Origin of the sequence: Pseudokineococcus sp. 5B2Z-1, assembly GCF_037482305.1 — a bacterium.
GTDB lineage: Bacteria > Actinomycetota > Actinomycetes > Actinomycetales > Quadrisphaeraceae > Pseudokineococcus.
In genome coordinates this window covers 28,518-45,345 of record NZ_JBBHZG010000011.1, presented here as the reverse complement: position 1 = coordinate 45,345, position 16,828 = coordinate 28,518, and the positions used below count along the sequence as shown (strand labels likewise).

Genomic DNA, 16,828 nt, shown 5'->3' with positions numbered 1-16,828 from the left:
CCGACAGCAGCGTCACCTGGACCTCACCCCTGGGACAGACCACCACCGTCCCCGGCCCACCCCTGCTCCCCCGCCCCCCCGCACCCACCCCGCCAGGAGCCGACCACCCCGCCCCCGTCGCACCGGTCCCGGCCACCAACACGGACGGCACGCCCCGACACGACGGCACCGACGCGACGCCCGAACCCGCGCGAAGCGACGACCACGCCCTCACCAGGAGCGGCGCCAGCGCGACGTCGACGACCCGCCGACCCGCCGCGACCTGGCGCATCGCTGCCGCCGGCTACCGCCTCGTCCCGGCCACGCGCACCACCACGGGCGCACGACACCACCAGCACCACGCGGATCCCCTCGACGCCACCGCGTACGACCAGGGAACCCTCGACACCTGTGGCCGCCGCGACGACGTCCACGACCTCGACGGCCACGTCGAGCTCCACCCCCGCCTGCTCGTCGGCCACCCCTACCCGACCGACGACCTCGCCCACCGCGACACCGNCCGCGACGACGTCCACGACCTCGACGGCCACGTCGAGCTCCACCCCCGCCTGCTCGTCGGCCACCCCTACCCGACCGACGACCTCGCCCACCGCGACACCGGCTGGACCCGCGACGAGCACCACCGCCAGCACGAGCCCCTCACCGACCACCCGGCACCCGCGACCGCCGCCCTCGCCCACGGCGCCGACCACGGCGGCTGGGGCGCGGGCCCTCCGCCCTTCTAAACCGCTCGTGGTGGCACGACCGCCACCGGAGAGCGGCTGACGGCGGCGGACCTCAGCAGCGGGGGATCTCGGGTGGAGGTCCCGCCGGAGCTGATGACGGCACAGGTGCCACGAGCGGCCGTCGCACCGGTGCGCCGCACGCAGAGCGCGCCGGCGGCGTCGTCGTCGGTGCTGGTGCGTGTCCCGGCTCGGCGGCGGCGCGCTCCTCAGCCGGCGCGCGGGTCGGCGACGAGCAGCGGCACGTGCGTCTCGTCGTCGGTACGCCCACCGTGCATCCCGACCAGGCCCTTGAGCTGGGGGCGCTGCGTCCGCGAGTCGTGCACTGAGGTGCCCGGCGCGCAGGAGACGACGACGTCGCCGATGCGCGGGAGGACGTGCGGGGCGACGGGGCCGAACCAGCCCGCGGCGACGGCCTCGTCACGGGCGAGCACCTGCGCGTCCGGGCCGAGCCGCTCGCGCCAGCGGGCGAGGACGGCGTCCGCCTCGCCGGGCGCGCAGTAGAGCATCGGTGCCCGGGGCTCCCCGCCGGACAGGGGCACCCCGAGAGCGAGGTCGGCGTCCTCGGCGAGGTCGAGGCGGGCGCCGAGGGGGACGTCGACCATCCCGTGGTCGGCCGTGACGAGGAGCAGCGCGTCGGCGGGGAGGCGGCGCGCGAGCTGGCGCACCGCGAGGTCGACCTCCGCCAGCTCGCGCTCCCACGCCTCGCTGCGCCACCCCGACTCGTGGCCGGTCTTGTCGAGGTCGCCCCAGTAGACGTAGACGAGCGTGCGCGGGGCGCTGCGGATGGCGGAGGCGGCGGCATCCACGCGGTCCTGCAGCGAGCGGGCAGCGATGTACTGCGGCCCCCTCAGCGCCGCCTCGGTGAGACCGCTGCCGGCGAAGTGCGGCGGGCCCACCTGCACGCACGCGACGCCGGCCCCGCCGAGGTGCTCGAAGACCGTCGGCGCCGGCTGCCACTCCCGCGGGTCCACGGCAGGGTCCCAGGCGAGCTCGTTGAGCAGGACCCCGCGGCCCGGGTCGAGGACCTCGTACCCGACGAGGCCGTGGGCCCCCGGCAGCAGTCCCGTCCCGAAGGAGCCCATCGACGTCGCCGTCGTGGACGGGTGCCCGGCGCGCAGGACGTGCGCCGCGCCGGACCGCAGCTCCCCGAGCCACCCGGCGGAGCGGCCGGCGGCCTGCAGGATCCGGTCGCCGAGGCCGTCCACGAGCAGGACGCACACCCGCGGGGCCTCGGGCAGCTCGACCGGCACGGGACGCAGGGGAGCGCCCAGCGCCGCGGCCGCGGCGGGCAGCACGTCCGCGAGGGCGCCGGCCGTGGCCGGCCGGGCGGCGCCGCCCGGCCGGCCACGGCCGGCGCCCTTGCGGACGTGCTGCCCGCCGCGGCCGCGGCGGGCAGCACGTCCGCGAGGGCGCCGGCCGTGGCCGGCCGGGCGGCGCCGCCCGCTCCCGACGGCTCGGGCCGGCCGCTCCCCCGGCCCCCGCTCACGTCGGTCCCGGCCCGGGTCCCGTGGACGTGGCGGCCGAGAGGGCGGCGGCGAAGCGCAGCGCCCGGGCGACGGCGTCGGCGCCGTCGGCGGCGGCGCTGACGCGCAGGACGACGTCGTCGCTCGACAGCGAGCCGCTGTAGCCGTGGTCGGCGTCGCACTGCGGGTCGGCGCACGAGGCGGGCTCGAGGTCCAGGCGCTGCACCGATCCCCACCCGATCGTCACCGTGAGCTCCGCGGCGGGGTCCCCCGCCCGGTAGAGGTCGGGCCGCTGGACCACGTGGGACAGGAGCACCGAGCGCACCTGCTGCAAAGGCACGGCCTCCGTCGACGCCGCGGCGGCGTGCGCGCGCGGGGAGCCGGAGCCCTCGGCGACGAGGTCGGTGCCGTCGTCGGCGTGGGCGACGACGAGGCGGGTCGGGGTCAGCACGACCACCGTGACGTGGCGGCGGACCTCCTCGCCGTCGAAGGTCGTCTCCTGGTGCACGAGGTGGGCGCGCGCCTCCTCGCCGCCGAGGGCGACCGCCACGACGTCGGCGACGAGCGCGGGGTAGTAGCCCGCGTGCTCCACCGCACGCCGCAGGTCGGGCGCCAGCGCGTCGCCGGGCGCCGGCGAGGACCGGCGGCCGGCGGGGGTGCGGCCGGAGGGGCCGGAGGAGCGGGGCGGGCGCGACGAGGGCACGGCCCGCATCGTGCCACCCGCCACCGACGCTCCCGCGCCCCGCGCCGGGGCGGCCACGGCTACCGTCGCGCGCGTGGACGACGACGCGGTCGCGACGGCGGGACCGGCGGCGCGCAGCGCCCGGCGCCGCTCCTGGTACGGCACCAAGAAGCACGTGAAGCGCGCCGCCTCGGCGCCGCTGGTCGCCCCGGTGCTGCACGCCGTCGTCGAGCGTCGCAGCGGCACGGCCGCGGCGAGCCGGCTGCCCGCGCCGGCGACGGTGCGGCGCGTGCAGGGCCGCGTCGCCGGCCACGAGTTCACGATGCTCTCCCCCGCCCGGTGCGTCGTCGCCAAGGAGCTCCACTGGGGCGGGGGCCGGCGCCCGGGCGCGGCCGACCAGCTCGCGCTCGAGGTCTTCGCCCGCCTCGTCCCCGGTGCGCGCACGGTCCTCGACGTCGGCGCCTACACCGGGGTCTTCTCCCTCGTGGCCGCCCTCGCCGAGCCCGCGGCGCGCGTGCACGCCTTCGAGCTCGTGCCCGCGAACGCCGTGGCCCTGCTCGACAACCTGCTGGCCAACGACCTCCTGCCGCGCGTCGAGGTCCACCTCGCCGGCGTCGGCCGGGACGGGGGCACCCTGCGCGTCCCCTCCGGCCGCGGCGGCTCCGCGCTGCCGGACTTCCTCTCGACCGGCGAGGAGGTCGCGGACGGCGTCCTCGTGCCGACGACGTCGCTCGACGCCCTGCTCGACCGGACGCCCGGCGGGACGGGACCCACCGTGGCCAAGATCGACGTCGAGGGCGCCGAGGGAGAGGTCCTGCGCTCGGGCCGCCGCCTGCTGGAGGCCTCGCGCCCCGACCTGCTGCTCGAGCTGCTGCCCGCCGCCGACGTCCCGGCGGTCGAGGCCGCGCTCGCCGAGCTGGGCCACCGGGCCCTGCTCGTCACCGACGACGCGCTCGTCGAGCACGACCGGCCCCACGCCGACCCCGTGCACCGGGACTGGCTGCTGACGACGAGGACGCCCGAGGAGCTCCGGCGCCTCGGCGTGCCGGTCCGCGCCCTCGGCACCTGATCGCCGCGGGCCGCCTCCCCGCGGCCCACCCCGGGGTGAGCGCGTCAGCGCAGGACGCGCCGGGAGCCCGTGTCCGTGCGCCGCCGCGCGGCGCGCTCGAGGCGCACGCGGGCGAGCAGCACGCTGAGGCCCTGCGGGGACACCACCACCGGGCTGAGCACGACCTCGGCGAGCTCGGGGAGGTCGTCGGCCATGACGCTGACGCGCGCCAGCAGGTCCTCGAGCGCCGCGACGTCGAGCCGCGGGCTGCCCCGGTAGCCGAAGAGGCGGGGCGCCGCGCGGACCCCGCGGACGAGGTCGGCGACGTCGCCCGTCGTCAGCGGCGGGATGCGGTGGGCCACGTCGCCGAGCAGCTCGGAGGCGTCCCCCGCCAGCCCGAAGGACACGACGGGGCCGAAGAGCTCGTCCTCCATCGTGCTCACCGTCACGGCGGAGCCGGGCGGCGCCATCGCCTGCACGAGGACCGGCCGTCCCTCGACGCCCGGCTGGGACGTCAGGGCCGCCCAGTCGGCCCGCAGCTCGGCGGGGCTCGCGATGTCGGTGCGCATGCCGCCGAGGTCGCGGCGGCGGCGCAGCTCGCGGTCGGCGAAGCGCAGCGCCAGCGGGTACCCGACGTCGTCGGCCGCCGCGAGCGCCTCCTCGACGTCGACGACGACCCGCGACGGCTGCAGCGCGACGCCGTAGCAGGCGAGCAGCCGCCCGGCCGCCGCGGGGCCCAGCTCGAGGGCCACGCGCCCGTCCTCGTCGGCGGGCAGGCCCGCGAGGGCCTCCTCCACCACCGCGCGGGCGGCGTCGGGCTCCACGCCCTCGGGGGCGACACGGGGTCCCGGGTCGCGCTGCCGCCACTGGGCGTAGCGCACGGCCGAGACGAGCGCGCGCACCGCGTCCTCGGGGCTCGGGTAGGCGGGCACGACCCGCGGCCGCCCGTCGGCGCCCGGCGCCGACAGCGCCTCCTCCACCCCGTGCATGCCGAGGAAGCAGGCGACCGTCGTGCGGTCGGAGGCCGCGGCGGTGCGGGCGAGCGTCCGGGCCACGCCGGTGTCGACGACCCCGAGCGGCGGGGCGAAGCAGGCGACGACGGCGTCGACGCCCGGGCGGGCGAAGACCTCCTCGACGGCCCGGGCGCACTCGTCGGCGTCGGCCTCGGGGTGGACGGACAGGGGCGGCTCCGGGACCTCGAGGCCCCAGCTCTCCAGCGCTCCGGCCGCGAGCGCCCCCAGCGCCGCCGAGTTGCCCACCACCGCCACCCGCTGCCCCTCGGGCAGCGGCTGCGCGACGAGCAGCTGGGCCGTGTCGAAGAGCTGGTGGATGGTCTCCACCCGGATGACGCCGGCCTGGCGGAGCATCGCGTCGAGGGCCGCGGCGGGGGCGCGGCTGGTGCGCACGGCGTGGCCGGGGGGCGCGCCGCCCGTCGTGCCGGACTTCACGACGACGACGGGCTTGGAGCGCGCGAGCCGCCGGGCGACGCGCGAGAACTTGCGCGGGTTGCCCACGCTCTCGAGGTAGAGGCCCACGACGCGCGTGCGCGGGTCCTCCTCCCAGAACTGCATGAGGTCGTTGCCCGAGACGTCGGCCCGGTTGCCCGCCGACACGAAGCTGGAGACGCCGAGGCCCCGCCGCGCCGCGGAGGACAGGACGGCGACGCCGAGGGCGCCGGACTGGCTGAAGAGGCCGAGCGCGCCCTCCGGCGGGAGGTCGGGCGCCAGGGAGGCGTTGAGCCGCAGGTCCGGTGCGGTGCTGATGAGCCCGAACGAGTTCGGGCCGACGACGCGCATGCCGTTGGCGCGGGCGAGCCGCACGAGCGCGCGCTGGCGCTCCAGGCCCGCCGGCCCGGTCTCCGCGAACCCGCTGGAGACGACGACGACGCCGCGGGCGCTGACCCGGGCCGCGTCGCGGACGACCTCGAGCACGGACTCCGCCGGCACGGCCACGACGACGAGGTCCACGGGCTCGGGCAGGTCCTGCAGGCTCGCCGAGGCGCGGACGCCGTCCACCTCGACGGCCTCCGGGTGCACGGCGTGCAGGCGCCCGGTGTAGCCGCCGCGGACGAGGTCCTGCAGCAGGACGCCCCCGACGGAGCCGGGGCGCGGGCTGGCGCCCACGACGGCGACCGACCGCGGCGTCAGGAGCGCCTCGAGGCTGCTCGCCTCGGCGCGGTGCTCGCGCGCCGACGTCACGGCGAGCGACCGCTCGGTCGGGTCGATGTCGAAGCCGAGGGTCACGACGCCGTCGTCGTAGGCGTGCGTGACCTCGTAGCCGGCGTCCCGGAAGACGCTCGTCATGCGCCGGTTCTGCGGGAGGACCTCGGCGACGAACCGGTGGACGCCCCGCTCGCGCGCCGCCGCGGCGAGGTGCTCGAGGAGCACGGAGCCGAGGCCCCGCCCCTGGTGGGCGTCGGAGATGTTGAACGCCACCTCCGCGGTGGCCCGCCCGCCGTCGCCCTCGTCCAGGCGGTCGAAGCGCCCGATGCCGACGATGTCGTCGCCGATGGTGGCGACGAGGGCCACGCGGTCCACGTGGTCGACCCGGGTGAAGCGCCGCAGGTCCCGCTCCGACAGGCGCGGCATCGCGGAGAAGAAGCGCAGGTAGACCGACTCGGGCGACTGCGCCACGTGGAAGCGCTGCAGCGCCTCCGCGTCCGCCGGGGTGATGGGCCGCAGGTGGGCGGTGCCCCCGTCGCGCAGGAGGACGTCGGCCTCCCAGTGGCGCGGGTAGCCCGGCGCCTCCTCCACGGCCTCGTCCACGACGACCGAGCGTACCGACGGGGGACGACGACGACCGGGGACGGCGAGGACCGGGGAGGACACCGGCGGGGCGCAGCGAGGAGACTCCGCGGGTGCACGTGCCCGACGCCGTCCGCGCCCGCCGGGCCCAGCGGTCCTTCGACCCCGCGGCGCCCGTGCCGCGGGTCCTCCTGCACGACCTCGTGGACCTCGCCTCACGCGCGCCGAGCGCCGGCGCCTCCCAGGGCTGGGACTTCCTCGTGCTCAGCCGGTCCCGCGACGTCGCCCGGTACTGGGAGGTGACGACCGAGGAGGGGCGGGCGCCCGACCGCTGGCTGCGGGGGCTGCGCACCGCCCCGGCCCTCGTCGTCGCCTGGAGCCGCGAGGAGGCCTACCGCGAGCGGTACGCCCTGGCGGACAAGGCCTCCGGCGACCACGCCCCCGTCGACCTCGCCGCCCGCTGGCCCGTGCCGTACTGGCACGTGGACACGGGCATGGCCGTGGCGCTGCTCCTGCTCGGCGCCGAGGACGCCGGCCTGGGCGCCTGCCCCTTCGGCGTGCCGACCGCGCGCGTCGACGCCGTCCGTGCGGCCTTCGGCGTCCCGCCCGACCGCACGCCCGTCATGGCGGTGGCGCTGGGGACGCCGGCCCCGCACCCCGACGGCCCACCCCCCGGCGGGCCGCGGCCCTCGCGGCGACGGCCGCTCGAGGACGTCGCCCACGACGGGCGCTTCGGGACGCCGCTGGGCGGACGGGACGAGGCTCCGCCCGCGGCCGTGGGCGGGCCCGGGGCGTAAGCGAGCGGTAGGTGAGCGGCAAGGGGCGGGCGGCAGCGTCGTCCCCGGCGGTCGGGACCGACCGCCGGACCCCCTCCGAGGAGCCGCCATGAGCACCACCACGCCCCCCGTCGCCGTCACCCCCCGCCGTCCCGGCGAGCCCGTCGTCGACCTCCTGCACCTGCGCGTCATCCACCAGGTCCTCCTGCGCGACGCCCACCGCCTCACCGCCCTCGCGGACGACGTCGCCGCCGGCACCGAGGTGCTCGACCGCCGGCGCGCGACGGCGCTGGCGCGGTACGTCGACAAGTCGATGACGTCGATCCACCACCACCACGCCGCGGAGGACGACCTCCTGTGGCCCGTCATCGTCGGCTCGGCCGGCGACGCGGTCGACCTCGACGAGCTGAGCGACGACCACTCCGTCCTCGACCCCCGCATGGACCGCGTCCGGGCGGCCGCCCGCGCGCTCGCGGCGTCCCCGCGCTCGGAGGACGCGGCGACGGCGCTCGCGGTCCGGCTGGCCGACCTGCGGGACCTGCTCGTCGAGCACATGGCCGACGAGGAGCGGACGATCTTCCCCGTCATGGAGGAGCACGTCTCCGTGGCCGACTGGCAGCGCGTCATGGCCGGCGTCGCGCGGCGCGACAGCGACCTCGGCTTCGTCCTGCCCCGGATCGCCGACACGGTGGAGCCCGAGGTCATGGCCGTCCTGCTGGCCGAGGCCGGCCCGGTCATGCGCGTGCTGCTGGCGCTCGTGCGGCCACGGCACCGGCGCTTCGAGCGCCTCGTCTTCGGCCGGGCGGCGTGAGCCGCCCCGCGTGGGCGGGACCGTGGCCCTCGCGGACGTCGCTGCCCCTGGCGCCCGCTCAGGCGCCGCCGCGGCCGAGGTGCCGGAGGAGCTGCGCCGCCGCGGCGCGGTGCGCGTCGGCCGCCGCGCCGTCGCCCAGCACGTCCGCGCAGCCGGCGAGCGCGGCGTCGACGGGCCCCACGGGCAGGGAGCCGGAGTCCAGGCCGGCCACCCGGCCGGCCCACGGCAGCAGCTCGTCGTAGCAGGCGCGGGCGGCGGCGCGGTCCTCGAGCCGCGCCGCCGCCCGCGCCCGCAGGGCCGTCAGGGCGAGCCAGTAGTAGTCGCGGGCGACCGGCCGCGCCGCGGCCAGCCGCTCGCGCGCCTCGTCGACCCGCCCGGCGTCGGCGAGGGCGAGCGCGACGACGCGGGCGAGGGCGCCGCCCGAGGCCCGGTCCGCGGCGAGGAGCTCCTCGACCTCCGCCGCGAGGCCGTCGCCCGCGAGGCCGACGGCCACCCGCCCCAGCAGGTCCATGATCGCGGCGTTGGGGGCGCCGTCGGCGGCCATGCGCGCCGCGCCCCGCGCGTAGCGGCGCGCGGCGGCGGGCAGCCGGCCGGCGACGACGTCGAGGCTCGCCCGCCAGAAGTCCACGGTGCGCAGCACGGGGCCGAGCTGCCCTGCGGCGCTGCGCCGCACCGCCTCCTCGAGCGCGGCCCCGGCGCCCGCGAGGTCCGCCCGCGCCGCGGCCGCGAGGAAGGCGAACCAGTGGCCGACGGCCTCGTGGTCGGCCTGCCGGTGCGCGCGCGCCGCGGCGAGGAGCTCCCGGGCGCGGGCGTCCCGCTCGCCGGCGAGGTCCGGCCCGAGCGCCACGTACGCGCGGGCCCCCAGCGCCGAGCACAGCAGCCGCGCGGCCTCCTCCCCTGCCCGGGAGGACGCCGGGCCCGCCCTGGGGGGCGCGGCCGCGACGTCCGCGCCGGCCCCGCAGCACCGCCGCGCCAGGGCGAGCGCCTCGTCGGCCGCCGCGGCCGCGGCGGGGACGTCCTCGCCCTCGACCTCGCGGACGAGCGCGCACAGCACCTGGCCGCGCACCAGGTCCGGCAGCGGCCGGCGCAGCAGGCGCTCCACCGCTCCGACGAGGACGGCGTCGGGCTGCCGCGCCTCGCGGACCGACCACACGAGGGGGGCGTCCCACGCCAGGACCGCCTCGGCGAGCAGCTCGTCGTCCCCGCCCGCCAGCACGACGGCCTCCCGCTGCAGGGCGCGCGCCCGGACGGCGTCGCCGGCGCGGGCGAGGTGGCGCACCGCGCGCGCCCGCGCCCGGACCGCCTCCCCCGACTCCGCGCGGCCGCTCAGGTCGAGCGCCGTGACGGCCTCGGCGTACCGGCGCCCCGCCACCGCCGCGGCGCCCACGGCCTCCGCGGCCCGCGCCGCGGCGGTCGCGTGGCGCAGGGCGCGCTCGGCGGTCGCCGCGGTGAGGCCCGCGCTCGCGTGGTGGGCGAGCGCCTCGAGCTCGTGGGGCGCCGAGCGCTCGAGGACCTCGACGGCGGCCGCGTGCAGCCGGGTCCGTCGCAGGCGCGGCAGGTCCTCGTGGAGGACGTCGCGCAGCAGCACGTGCGAGAAGCGCAGACGGCCGGGCGCCGGCTCGTCCACGACGCCCGCGAGGACGGCCGGCTCGAGGGCGTCGGCGAGCTCGTCCTCGTCGCGGCCCGTCGTCGCGGCGAGCACCGCCAGGTCGACCTCGCGCCCGAGGACGGAGGCCTGGCGGAGCACGGCGAGCGCCGGCGCCGGGAGCCGGGCGAGGCGCCAGCGCAGGACGTCGGCGACCCCGCGCGGGACCCGGCCCAGCGCCGCCGGGTCACCGGCGGCCACCAGCCGGGCGAGCTCCCGCACGAAGAGGGGGTTACCCCCGGTCCGCTCGACGAGCAGGTCCAGGGACGCGCCGTCGAGCTCCTCCACCCCTTCCGCGCCGGCCAGCTGCGCGACGGCCGCCCGCGGCAGCCCGGCGAGGTCGACGTGCCCCGCCGTCCGCCCCGCCAGGGCGGCGCGCACCGCGACGAGGTCGGCGGGCGCCTCGGAGAGGCGCAGCGTGACGACGACGAGGACGGGGGCGTCCCCGAGCTCCGCGAGGCCGTGCCGGAGCAGGGCGAGGGTGAGGTCGTCGGCCCGGTGCGCGTCCTCGAGGAGCACGACGACGGGCGCGCGGGCCGCGGCCGCCGCGAGCGCCGTCGCGAGCGCCCGGGACAGGGCGAAGGGCGTCCCGGCGCCCAGCCCCGCCGCGGTCCCCTCCGCCGCGGTCCCCTCCGCCGCGGCCCCGTCCGTCGGGGCCCCACCCGTCGGAGCACCCCCGTGCCGGGACGGCGCACCGGGGACGTCGAGCTGCTCGAGCACCTGCGACCACGCCCAGCCCGGCGGGGCGCCCTGCGCCTCCGGGCAGCGGCCCCGCGCCAGCGCCCACCCCCGCGCCGCGAGCGCCGCGCCGACGGCCTCCGCGAGCGTCGTCTTGCCCTCCCCGGCCTCGCCCTCGAGCCAGGCGGCGGCGGCCCCGCCGACCCGCACGCGCTCGGCCGCCGCGACGAGCGCCGCCTCCTCCGCCGCACGCCCCACGAGGAGCCCGGCCCGGCCCTCCGCCGGCCGCTCCCCGGCTCCGCCCTCCCGCCCGTGCCCACCGGCGACCTCCCGCCCGTGCCCTCCTCCGTCCCCCTGCGCCGGGCCGGAGGGGGAGCGGGTCGGCGGCCCCGGCACGACGACCGCGCCGACGGGGCCGTCGAGCGCCGCGTCCTGCGCCAGGACGGCCGCCTCCAGGGCGCGCAGCGCCGGGCCGGGGTCGACGCCGAGCTCGTCGGCCAGGTGGGCGCGGGCCGCCCGCAGGACGGCGAGCGCCTCCCCCTGGCGGCCGGCGCGGTAGTGCCCCAGGGCGAGCAGCCCCACCGCCCCCTCGCGGGCCGGCTGGTCGTGGACCAGCCACGCCATCGCCGCGACGGCGTCGGCGGGCGCGCCGAGCGCCAGGCTCGCCGCCGCTCGGCGCTCGAGCGCCGTCGCCCGCAGCTCCTCGAGCCGGTCGGCCTCCGGGCGGGCCCACCCCGCGTCGCGGACCTCGGCGAGGGCGTCGCCCGACCAGCAGCCGAGCGCCTCGTCGAGGCGGTGCCGCGCCTCGGCGGGCGGCTGGTCCGCGGCGTCGGCGAGGAGGTCCTCGAAGCGCCACGCGTCCACCGCCGCGCGCGGCAGCGCCAGCAGGTACCCGGGAGGGGCGCTGACGAGCACCCGCGCCGGGGCGCGGCGGGCGCGCCCCGGCTCCAGCGCCCGCCGCAGGTGGGACACCTGGACCTGGAGGGCGGCGAGGGCGGTCGGCGGCGGCTCGCCCGACCAGACGTCGTGCACGAGCCGGTCGGCCGAGACGACGGCGCCGCGGGCGAGGGCGAGGCGCGCGAGCAGAGCGCGGCGGCGCGGCCCCCCGAGCTCGACCCCGCGCCCGTCGACCTCGACGGCCAGCGGACCGAGCAGCCGGAGCCGGACGCCGGGCGCCGCCGGCGCCGCGACGCCCCCCGAGGCCCCCATGGCGGGGAGGCTAGCCAGGGCCGCCCGCGCGCGGGGGCCCACCGGTCGCGCCGGGCGGGGCGAGCGCCGGGCCCCGCGGCCCGTCCTCCGCCGGAGCGCGTCCGGCGTCCGCGAGGATGGGGCCATGGCCCGCCGCACCTCCGCCCCCGCCGGCCCGCCCCCGGGCGAGGGCCGCGTCGTCGACATCGACGTCGCGGCCGAGATGGAGGGGTCGTTCCTCGAGTACGCCTACTCCGTCATCTACGCCCGCGCGCTGCCGGACGCGCGCGACGGCCTCAAGCCGGTCCAGCGCCGGATCCTCTACGCGATGTCCGACATGGGCCTGCGGCCCGAGCGGGCGCACGTCAAGTGCAGCCGCGTCGTCGGCGAGGTCATGGGCAAGCTGCACCCCCACGGCGACACCGCCATCTACGACGCGCTCGTCCGCATGGCCCAGCCCTTCAGCCTGCGGCTGCCCCTCGTCGACGGGCACGGCAACTTCGGCTCCCTCGACGACGGCCCGGCGGCGGCGCGGTACACCGAGGCCCGCATGGCGGCCGCCGCCTCGCTCATGGTGGCCGACCTCGACGAGGAGGTCGTCGACCTCGTCCCCAACTACGACGGCTCGCTGCAGCAGCCCGGCGTCCTGCCGTCGGCGCTGCCCAACCTGCTCGTCAACGGCGCCAGCGGCATCGCCGTCGGCATGGCGACGAACATGCCGCCCCACAACCTCGTCGAGGTCGTCGCCGCGGCCCGCCACCTCATCGAGCACCCGGGCGCGACGCTCGAGGACCTGCTCCGCTTCGTGCCCGGGCCGGACCTGCCCTCGGGCGGGCGGATCATCGGCCTGGAGGGCGTGCGCGAGGCCTACGCGACGGGCCGGGGCACCTTCCGGACCCGGGCCACCACGCGCGTCGAGCAGATCACCCCGCGCCGCCGGGGGATCGTCGTCACCGAGCTGCCCTACGGCGTCGGCCCGGAGCGCGTCGTCGAGAAGATCGCCGACGCCGTGAAGTCCCGCAAGCTGCAAGGGGTCTCGGACGTCCAGGACCTCACGGACCGCGAGAGCGGGCTGCGCCTCGTCGTCGAGGTGAAGTCCGGCTTCGACCCCGACGCCGTCCTCGAGCAGCTCTACCGCCTGACGCCGATGGAGGACTCCTTCGGCGTCAACAACGTCTGCCTCGTCGAGGGCCAGCCCCGCACCCTCGGGCTGCGGGACCTGCTGTCCGTCTACGTCGACCACCGGCTCGACGTCGTGCGCCGGCGCAGCCGGTACCGGCTGCAGCGGGCGACCGAGCGCCTGCACCTCGTCGAGGGCCTGCTCGTCGCCGTCGCCGACATCGACGAGGTCATCGCCGTCATCCGCTCCAGCGACGACGCCGCGGCCGCCCGCTCGCGCCTCATGGCCGTCTTCGAGCTCAGCCAGGCCCAGGCCGACCACATCCTCGAGCTGCAGCTGCGCCGCCTCACGCGCTTCTCCACGCTCGAGCTGCAGACGCGCCGCGACGAGCTGCGCGCGGCGATCGACGAGCTCGAGGCGATCCTCGGCGACGAGGCGCGGCTGCGCGGCGTCGTCTCCGACGAGCTGGCGGAGGTGGCCCGCGAGCACGGGACGCCGCGGCGCACCGTCCTTCTCGAGGCGTCCGGCGCCGCTGCTCCCGCCGCCCGCGGAGCCCGGGGCAAGGGCCCCGCCACGCCGCTCGAGGTCCCCGACGACCCGTGCTGGCTGCTGCTGTCGGCCACGGGCCTGCTCGCCCGGACCTCCGGCGCCGGCGACGGGGTCGGCGCCGGAGGGGCGCCGCCGCCCGAGCCCGCCGGCCTGCCGGGGGCCGACCGCTCGGCCCACGACGTCGTCGTCGCCGCCGTGGCGACCACCGCCCGCGGCGAGGTCGGCGCGGTCACGAGCCGCGGCCGCGTGCTGCGCCTGCCCGTCGTCGACGTGCCCGCCCTCCCGCCGACCGCCGGCCCGCCGTCGCTCGCCGGCGGCGCGCCCCTCGTCGACTTCGCCACCGCCCTCGAGCGCGGTGAGCGCGTCGTCGGCCTCGCCCGGCTCGACGTGCCCGAGGGCGCCGGCGGGCTGGCGCTCGCCACGGCCGGCGGCGTCGTCAAGCGCGTCGCCCCCGGCGAGGCCCCGGCCCGCGAGGACTTCCCCGTCGTCGCCCTCAAGGACGGCGACGAGGTCGTCGGCGCGCTCGACCTGCCCGACGACGACCGCGACCTCGTGCTCGTCACCACCGACGCCCAGCTGCTCCGCTTCCCGGCCGCGTCCGTCCGGCCGCAGGGCCGCGCCGCCGGTGGCGTCGCGGGCGTGCGCCTCGCGCCCGGCGCCCGCGTGCTGCACCTCGGGGCCGTGGCGCAGGGCGCCGAGGACGCCGCGGCCGTGGTGACGGTGGCCGGCTCGGCGGGCGCCCTGCCCGGCACGCAGGCGGGCACGGCGAAGGTGACGCCGTTCGCGGAGTACCCCGCCAAGGGCCGTGCGACCGGCGGCGTCCGCTGCCACCGCTTCCTGCGGGGCGAGGACGCGCTGCTCGTCGCCTTCGTCGGCGCCGGCCCGGTGGCCGCCGGCGCCGCGACGGGGGCGGCGGTGCCGCTGCCGGCGGAGCAGGGGCGCCGCGACGGCTCCGGGACCCCGCTGCCCCAGGCCGTCGTCAGCGTCGCCGGCCGCGTCGGCTGACCCGGCCCGCACCGGCCGCCCGCCCCGCCGCTCCCCCGGCGTCCCGAGACCCGGGGGCCGGACCGGCGCCGCGGGGCGGCGTCCCCGGCTCAGGCGTCGATGCGCTCGCGGTCGAGGTCGGCGGCGCCCTCGACGATGAAGTCGCGCCGCGGCGCGACCTCCCCGCCCATGAGCAGCTCGAAGACCCGCTCGGCCGCGGCGGCGTCCTCGATGCGCACCCGGCGCAGGGTGCGCCGGGTCGGGTCCATCGTCGTCTCCGCCAGCTGGTCGGCGTCCATCTCGCCGAGGCCCTTGTAGCGCTGGATGCCCGGCTTCCAGCGGCGGCCCTTCTTCTCGAGGTCGCGCAGCAGGCTCGCCAGCTCGGCCTCGGAGTAGGTGTAGACGACCTCCGCGGGGCGGCGGCCGGCGCCGAGGACCTCCACCCGGTGCAGCGGCGGGACGGCGGCGAAGACGCGGCCCGCCTCCACGAGGGGGCGCATGTAGCGGAAGAACAGCGTGAGCAGCAGCGTGCGGATGTGGGCGCCGTCGACGTCGGCGTCGGTCATGACGATGACCCGCCCGTAGCGCGCCGCCTCGAGGTCGAAGGAGCGCCCCGACCCGGCCCCGATGACCTGCAGGATGGCCGCGCACTCGGCGTTGCCGAGCATGTCGGCCAGCGACGCCTTCTGGACGTTGAGGATCTTGCCGCGGATGGGCAGCAGCGCCTGGTACTCGCTCTGGCGGGCGCGCATGCCCGTGCCGAGGGCGCTGTCGCCCTCGACGATGAAGAGCTCGGTGCGGTCGGCGTCGCTGCTGCGGCAGTCCTTGAGCTTGGGCGGCAGCGACGAGCTCTCGAGGGCGCTCTTGCGCCGCTGGGTCTCCCGGTGCATCCGCGCGCTGATGCGCGACTTCATCTCCGAGACGACCTTCTCGAGCACGGCCGCCGACTGCGCCTTCTCCTCACGGCGCGTCGAGGCCAGCCGGGCGGAGAGCTCCTTCTCCACCGTGCGGGCCACGATGCCGCGGACCGCCGAGGTGCCGAGCACCTCCTTCGTCTGCCCCTCGAACTGCGGCTCGGCGAGGCGGACGGTGAGCACCGCCGTGAGGCCGGCCATGACGTCGTCGCGCTCGAGCTTGTCGCCGCCCGGCTTGCCGGAGAAGCTCACCTTGAGCTTGCGGGCGTTCTCCTCGATGGCCTTGCGCAGCACCTTCTGCAGCGCCGCCTCGAAGCCCGCGAGGTGGGTGCCGCCCTTGGGCGTGGCGATGATGTTGACGAAGCTGCGGACCGTCGTGTCGTAGCCGGTGCCCCACCGGAGCGCGACGTCGACGACGCACTCGCGCTCGACCTCGGTGGGCTCCAGGTGCCCCATGGCGTCGAGGACGGGCACCGTCTCGGTGAAGCGGCCGCTGCCCTGCAGCCGCCACACGTCGCTGACCGGCGGGTCGGTGGCGAGGTGGTCGGCGAACTCGGTGATGCCGCCGTCGAAGCGGAACTCCTCGACCCTCGGCTCCCCGTCCTCGCCGCGGCGGCCCTCCCGCTCGTCGACGAGGACGAGGTGCAGGCCCGGCACGAGGAACGCCGTCTGCCGGGCGCGGGCCACGAGCTCGTCGTAGGCGAAGGCGGCGTCGGGCAGGAAGACCTGCGGGTCGGCCCAGTAGCGGATGCGCGTGCCGCTGGCGCCCTTGCGGGTGCGCCCCCGCACCGCGAGCTCGGAGGAGTCGGTGAAGGGCGCGAACGGCGAGGAGGCGCTCGGGGCGCCGCCTGCGTCGTCGAAGACGCCGGGCTCACCGCGCCGGAAGCTCATCGCGTGCGTGCGGCCGCCGCGGTCCACCTCGACGTCGAGGCGGGCGGACAGCGCGTTGACGACCGACGCGCCGACCCCGTGGAGGCCGCCGGAGGCCGCGTACGAGCCCCCGCCGAACTTCCCGCCCGCGTGCAGCTTCGTGAAGACGACCTCGACGCCCGACAGGCCCGTCTTCGGCTCGGCGTCGACCGGGATGCCGCGGCCGTCGTCCCGGACCTCGACCGAGCCGTCGGCGTGCAGGACGACGTCGATGCGCGTGGCGTGGCCGCCCAGGGCCTCGTCGACGGCGTTGTCGATGACCTCCCACAGGCAGTGCATGAGGCCGCGCGCGTCGGTGGAGCCGATGTACATGCCCGGCCGCTTGCGCACGGCCTCGAGGCCCTCGAGGACCGACAGGTGCCGTGCGGTGTACGCGTCGTCTCGGTCCCCCGCGCGCACGACGCGCTCGGTCGGCCGGCGGGGCGCGGCCGGTCGGGCGGGCGCGGACGTCTGCTGTGCCACGCCGCCAGGCTAGACGGCGCCCCCGACGGCGCGGTGGAGCCGAGCCGGTCGCCGGCTGGTCCGGACGGGTGAGGGGGCTGGCGCCCGGGGGGCGACGCGGTGTTCCTCC

General features: G+C 78.7%; 9 protein-coding genes. 4 read left to right on the top strand and 5 right to left on the bottom strand.

Translation table 11 applies throughout. From position 1 onward, the window contains the following. Positions 1-931 precede the first annotated feature (931 nt). Together WDV85_RS16950 and WDV85_RS16945 are read right to left on the bottom strand one after the other, a co-directional pair. A complete protein-coding gene (locus tag WDV85_RS16950; protein ID WP_339571742.1) occupies positions 932-2,020 on the bottom strand; it encodes an alkaline phosphatase family protein in 1,089 nt (362 codons plus the stop codon). A 187-nt stretch (positions 2,021-2,207) separates the two neighbouring features. Next, entirely contained in the window at positions 2,208-2,900 is a 693-nt protein-coding gene (locus WDV85_RS16945; RefSeq protein ID WP_445263378.1) for a DUF5998 family protein, read from the bottom strand. Positions 2,901-2,964: 64 nt separating this feature from the next. On the opposite strand from WDV85_RS16945, the gene WDV85_RS16940 reads away from it, so the two are divergent. Then, complete coding sequence (locus WDV85_RS16940; RefSeq protein ID WP_339571740.1) at positions 2,965-3,939, top strand: FkbM family methyltransferase; 975 nt, start codon at positions 2,965-2,967, stop codon at positions 3,937-3,939. A gap of 44 nt (positions 3,940-3,983) precedes the next feature. Here the strand turns inward: WDV85_RS16940 and WDV85_RS16935 are convergent, their stop codons facing one another. Continuing rightward, on the bottom strand, positions 3,984-6,683 hold the full coding sequence (locus tag WDV85_RS16935; protein ID WP_339571739.1) for a bifunctional acetate--CoA ligase family protein/GNAT family N-acetyltransferase: 2,700 nt from the start codon (positions 6,681-6,683) through the stop codon (positions 3,984-3,986). A gap of 92 nt (positions 6,684-6,775) precedes the next feature. Here WDV85_RS16935 and WDV85_RS16930 point away from each other — a divergent pair, with 92 nt between their 5' ends. Further along, positions 6,776-7,459 (top strand): nitroreductase family protein, encoded by a 684-nt coding sequence (locus tag WDV85_RS16930; RefSeq protein WP_339571738.1) that lies wholly within the window; start codon positions 6,776-6,778, stop codon positions 7,457-7,459. An 88-nt stretch (positions 7,460-7,547) separates the two neighbouring features. After that, on the top strand, positions 7,548-8,249 hold the full coding sequence (locus tag WDV85_RS16925) for a hemerythrin domain-containing protein (protein WP_339571737.1): 702 nt from the start codon (positions 7,548-7,550) through the stop codon (positions 8,247-8,249). A gap of 58 nt (positions 8,250-8,307) precedes the next feature. Here the strand turns inward: WDV85_RS16925 and WDV85_RS16920 are convergent, their stop codons facing one another. Then, on the bottom strand, positions 8,308-11,781 hold the full coding sequence (locus tag WDV85_RS16920; RefSeq protein ID WP_339571736.1) for a BTAD domain-containing putative transcriptional regulator: 3,474 nt from the start codon (positions 11,779-11,781) through the stop codon (positions 8,308-8,310). Between the two features lie 124 nt (positions 11,782-11,905). Here WDV85_RS16920 and WDV85_RS16915 point away from each other — a divergent pair, with 124 nt between their 5' ends. Then, positions 11,906-14,434, top strand: a complete 2,529-nt coding sequence (locus tag WDV85_RS16915; protein ID WP_339571735.1) for a DNA gyrase/topoisomerase IV subunit A — start codon at positions 11,906-11,908, stop codon at positions 14,432-14,434. An 89-nt stretch (positions 14,435-14,523) separates the two neighbouring features. Here WDV85_RS16915 and WDV85_RS16910 read toward each other — a convergent pair whose 3' ends face one another. Continuing rightward, positions 14,524-16,656 carry a DNA gyrase/topoisomerase IV subunit B gene (locus WDV85_RS16910; RefSeq protein WP_445263380.1) on the bottom strand — a complete coding sequence of 711 codons (2,133 nt, stop codon included), beginning with the start codon at positions 16,654-16,656 and terminating at the stop codon, positions 14,524-14,526. Between the last annotated feature and the right edge of the window lie 172 nt (positions 16,657-16,828).